The sequence below is a fragment of the Micromonospora globispora genome (assembly GCF_003857015.1).
GTDB classification, from domain to species: Bacteria; Actinomycetota; Actinomycetes; order Mycobacteriales; family Micromonosporaceae; genus Micromonospora; species Micromonospora globispora.
In genome coordinates, this window is the sequence record NZ_QGGF01000042.1 from 1 (window position 1) to 5,215 (window position 5,215).

General features: G+C 74.7%; 4 protein-coding genes. All 4 read left to right on the forward strand.

Annotation, left to right across the window (positions count from 1 at the left end; genetic code table 11):
* On the forward strand, positions 1-1,392 hold a 1,392-nt coding region (locus tag DKL51_RS01270), incomplete at its 5' end, for a fibronectin type III domain-containing protein (RefSeq protein ID WP_148097697.1).
* A 27-nt stretch (positions 1,393-1,419) separates the two neighbouring features.
* Complete coding sequence (locus DKL51_RS01275; protein WP_109966021.1) at positions 1,420-2,415, forward strand: AAA family ATPase; 996 nt, start codon at positions 1,420-1,422, stop codon at positions 2,413-2,415.
* A 3-nt stretch (positions 2,416-2,418) separates the two neighbouring features.
* Complete coding sequence (locus tag DKL51_RS01280) at positions 2,419-3,573, forward strand: DUF58 domain-containing protein (protein WP_124811634.1); 1,155 nt, start codon at positions 2,419-2,421, stop codon at positions 3,571-3,573.
* A 161-nt stretch (positions 3,574-3,734) separates the two neighbouring features.
* The coding region (locus tag DKL51_RS01285; RefSeq protein ID WP_221623111.1) for a transglutaminase TgpA family protein at positions 3,735-5,215 on the forward strand (1,481 nt) is incomplete at its 3' end.

The window sequence follows — 5,215 nt, forward strand, 5'->3', positions numbered from 1 at the left end:
GTGGGCAAGCCGAGCGCCCCGCGTAACGTCACCGCCGCGGCCGGCAACGCCTCCGCGCGGGTGAGCTGGCGGGCGGCCGCCGCGAACGGAGCCGAGATCACCCGGTACGTGGTGGAGGGCGCCGGGCAACGCCACGAGGTGGGCGCGAACCAGCGCGCGGTGGAGATCACCGGCCTCACCAACGGCGAGACGTACACCTTCTCGGTGCACGCGGTGAACGCCAAGGGCGACGGTCCGTCGCGCCGGAGCAACCCGGTCACCCCGACCGCCGCCGTGCCGGATCCGCCGGCCAGCGTCACCGCCGAGGCCCGGCCGGACGGCACGGTGCTGGTGAAGTGGCCGGCGGCCAACGGCCAGGGCAACACCATCGCGAAGTACGCGGTCACCGCCACCTCGGCCGGCACGAACGCCCCGGCCGGCGAGTCGACGAAGACGGAGCTGGTGATCCCGGCCGGCGAGCTGGAGTACGGCACCCAGTACGCCTTCACCGTGGTCACGGTCAACGACAAGGGTGCCGGTTCGGCGGCGTCCCCGGTGAGCAACACGGTGGTGCCGTTCACCCCGCCCGGGCAGCCGGCGGACCTGCAGGCCCGCACGGTGGCTGACCAGCCGGGCACGATCGCGGTGCAGTGGTCGCCGGCGGCGGAGAACGGCCGCCCGGTGACGAAGTACCTGGTGGACGTGGCGGGGAAGGTCAGCGAGGTGACCGACACCCGGACGACGGTCGGCGGGCTCGGCGACGGGCAGAACGTCACGGTGAAGGTGAAGGCGGTCAACGAGGCCGGTCCCGGCCCGGAGGCGTCCACCACCGCGCGTACGGTCGCCGCGCCCCGGGTCACCGTGACCGGCTCGTCGGCGGACGCGACCTCGGTGACGGTGACGTTCACCGTGGACACGGGCGGCGGCAACGTGACCTGTTCGGCCGCCACGGGTGGGAAGACCGCCGGCGGCAGCTGCTCCAGCCTGCGGGTGACCGGCCTGACGCCGGGCACGGCGTACACGGTGACGGTGACCGCGACCAACGCCGCCGGCCGGGGCACCGCCACCCGGGCCCAGTCCACCGACCCGCTGTACGGGATCGCCACCTGCAACAACGGGTCCTCCGGCGCGGAGGCCACCTACTGCGACGCCGACGTGGACGGCCGCAACGGCAACGAGATCTTCTCGGTGCCCCGGCAGGACAACGCCAAGCAGGTCGGCTGGGCGAGGCCCGGTACGCGGCTGCGGGCGTACTGCAAGAAGCAGGGCGAAGAGGTCTACGCCTACATCTACAACAACGACAAGCGCAGCACCTGGTGGGTGCAGGTCGAGTACTCCGGGCGGAACTACATCCCGTGGGCCTGGCTCAACCTGGAGGGCGGAGACAACATCAACCTCCTGCCCACCTGCTGACCGTTGCCAGTCGAGGAGCACCCGCACGTGAACACCCAGGAACCGCTCAGCCAGCCGGAGGTGCAGGGCTTCGCCGCCCTCGCCGCCCGGCTGGCCGAGAACGTCAACGCGGTCGTCCTCGGCAAGCCGGAGGTGGTCCGGCTGGCGTTGACCGCGCTCTTCGCCCAAGGGCACGTGCTGCTGGAGGACGTGCCCGGGGTCGGCAAGACGACCCTGGCCCGGGCGATCGCGGCGACGGTCAAGGGCAAGTGGCGGCGCATCCAGTTCACCCCGGACCTGCTCCCGTCGGACGTCTCCGGGGTGACCATCTTCAACCAGGCCACCCGGGGTTTCGAGTTCCACCCCGGTCCGGTGTTCGCCAACATCGTCATCGCCGACGAGATCAACCGGGCGTCGCCGAAGACTCAGTCGGCGCTGCTGGAGGTGATGGAGGAGCGGACGGTCACGGTGGACGGCGTAGGGCATCCGGTGCCGCAGCCGTTCCTGGTGGTGGCCACGCAGAACCCGGTGGAGATGGACGGCACCTACCGGCTGCCCGAGGCGCAGCTCGACCGGTTCCTGGTGAAGCTCTCCGTCGGCTACCCGGACGAGGCGGTCGAGGTGGAGGTGCTGCGCGGCGCCACGGTCCGCTCTCCCGACTCGCTCAGCGCGATCACCGACACCGGCACCCTCGGGGAGATGGTCCGGATGGCGCGGCGGGTGCACATCGCCGAGCCGCTCTACACGTACGCGGTCCGGCTGGCCGCGGCCACTCGTAACCACCCGCAGGTGCGGGTCGGCGTCAGCCCCCGCGGGGTGATCGCGCTGACCCGGGCGGCGTGCGCGTACGCGCTGATCGACGGGCGGGGCTGGATCATGCCGGAGGACCTGAAGACCCTCGTCGAGCCGGTCTTCGCGCACCGGCTGCTGCTCACCCCGGACGCGCAGGTGCGCGGGGTGACCGCCGCCGAGGTGCTGCGCCAGGCGGTCGCGTCGGTGCCGGTGCCGCTCCCCGCCGGTCAACCCGCCCCGGTGCACGGCTGAGCCGTGGGAATCACTGCCCGGGGTCTCGGGCTGCTCGTCGCCGCCGTGGTGCTGCTCGGCGTCGGTTTCCGGTACGCGTACCCGGAGCTGACCGTGCTCGGCGCGGCGGCCGCCGTCGCGGTCGGGTACGCCCTGGTCACCGCGGCCTGGCGGCCCCGGCTGACGGTGGAGCGCAGCGCCGAACCGGACCGGGTGGCCCGGGGTGAGCCGGCCAGCATGACGGTGACCGTCCGCAACACCGGGCGGCTGCGGGCGGCGAACCTGGTCGCGCAGGACCGCTGTGGTGACGCGCTGGTGCCGGTGCCGCTGCTGCGGCTGCGCCCGGGCCGGGACACCACGGTCCGCTACGAGGTACCGACCCGCCGTCGGGGCGTCGTCCCGGTGGGCCCGCTGCGGGTGACCCGCCGTGACCCGCTGGGGCTGGTCGCGCTGGCCCGCCCCTACGGGGGCACGGTGCCGGTCTGGGTGCACCCGCGCATCCACCCGTTGACCGCGGTACCGACCGGCGCGGGGCGCAGCCTCGACGGTCGGGTCGACAGCGTGCCGCACGGCTCGATCACCTTCGACTCGCTACGGGAGTACGTGGTCGGCGACGAGCTGCGCCGGGTGCACTGGCGGACCAGCGCCCGGGTCGGCGAGCTGATGGTCCGGGAGAACGTCGACACCAGCCTGCCCCGGATCGTGGTGGCGCTGGACAACCGGGCGGTCGCCCACCCCGAGCGGGTCGACGGGGTGGCCGAGTCCTTCGAGTCCGGCTGCGAGGCGGCGGCGTCGGTGGTCGCCGCGACGATCCGGGAGGACCTGCCGGTCACGCTGCTGATGGTCTCGCCGGACGCCGAGGATCCGACCGGGGGCGGCGGCCCGCTGGACCGGCTCGCCGCGGTGGAGCTGGCCGACGGCGGGGTGGACGTGCTGCGTACCGCGATGAGCCGGCTGCGGCAGGAGCGGCTCGGCGACACGCTGATCTTCCTCACCGGGCCGGGGGCCCGCGGGGAGTTGGGGCACGTCGGTGCGCTGCGCGGGGCGTACCCGTCGGTGGTCGTGGGCGTCCTCGGCGCGACGGACCGGACGCCACCCGGCGCGGCGGGCCTGGTGGTGGTGGACGCGGCCGACGGCGCCGAGTTCGCCGCCGAGTGGGACGGGATCCGCCGGTGGTGAGGCTGCCCACTCAGGACCGGCGCAGTACCGCCGGCGACCCGGGCAGCGCGGTCCCGGACGCCGTCGGCGCGCGGACCCGGCCATCCGGAGACGATGGGCCTGCCGGGGCGGCCGTGCTGCGGGTGCTCCGCGCGGTGCCGGTGCCGCTGACGCTGATCACGATGATCGCCCTGGCCGGCGTCGTGCTGGGCCGGGTGTACGCCGGCCCGCTGCTGATCCGGCTGACGGTCGGCGCGGCGATCGGCTCGGTCCTGGTCAGCGTGGCCGCCCGGCGGCTGCCGTCCTGGCTGGTGGCGCCGCTGTCGGTGCTCGCCCTGGCCGGCTGGACCACCCTGTCCCTGTGGTTGGCCGCCGCCCACGCCGACCTGCCGGGCGGTCTCGGTCAGGTGGCGACCGACGCCGCCCGTAACGCGATCCCCCGGCTGTTGACCGCGATGATCCCGGTCGAGCCGGCGCCGGACACGGTGCTGGTCCCGCTGGTCGCCGCCTGGCTGGCCGGGCTGGCGGTGGTGGTCGGCCTCGCCGCCCTGCTCGCCCCGGTGGTGGCCGGTCAGGTCGACGCGCGCCCGGTGGACCCGCGCCGGTACGTCGAGCCGCCGCAGGTCGAGTCGCTGGACGAGAACCCGCTGATCCGGATCTCCGGCTGGACGCTGAACCCGGACCAGAAGCTGCTGGAGGTCACGACTGCGGGCGGGGCGCGCGGCCCGGACCAGGAGGCGAACCGGATCCGGCTGGCGGTGCTGAGCGACTACGACGGGGTGACCTGGCGGGTGGGCGCCACCTACCGCAACGCGGGACGGATCCTGCCGGCCGCCGAGCCGGCCCCGGGCAGCACGACAGAGACAGTGCACCAGCAGATCACCGTGGCGGATCTGACCGGCCGGCTGCTGCCCGCCGTCGCCACGCCGCGCGAGGTCACCGGCGCCCGGGTGGCGTACGACCCGGCGACCGGGACGCTGATCCGGCCGGAGGGGCTGACCCCGGGGCTGCGCTACACGGTCACCTCGGTCCGCGAGCGCCCGGACGTGAACCCCCTCGCCACGGCGAACGTACCGGCCGGCGACGCGGTGGCCCGGGTGCTCCGGGTGGCCGACGGCGCCCCGGAGGAGCTGCGCCGCCTCGCCGCCCAGCTCGCCGAGTCCAACGGCGCGCCGTACGCCCGGGCCGCCGCGATCGAGCAGTTCCTCGCCGAGCACTACCGGCTCACCGCGGACGCGCCCAGCGGGCACGCGTACCCGAACCTGGCCTTCTTCCTCTTCGGACCGCGCAACGGCGGCGGGCAGCGGGGCACCTCCGAGCAGTTCGCGGCGGCGTTCGCGGTGCTGGGCCGACTGGCCGGCCTGCCCACCCGGGTGGTGGTGGGCTTCGAACCCCGAGGGGACGGGCCGGTCCGTGCGGCGGACGCGTACGCCTGGCCGGAGGTGCTCTTCGACGGGGTCGGCTGGGTGCCGTTCGACCCGTTGCCGCAGCCGAACGAGGAGCCCCGCCCGGTCGAGGAGGACTTCCGCCCCACACCGGAGGACCCACCTCCGTCGGAGGTGCCCGAGCCGACCCTGGAGCCGAGCGCGACTCCCCCGGCAGCGGCCGCCCCCGGTCCGGCAACGGATGGGCGGGGCCCGTCCACGGCCTGTCTCTTATACAC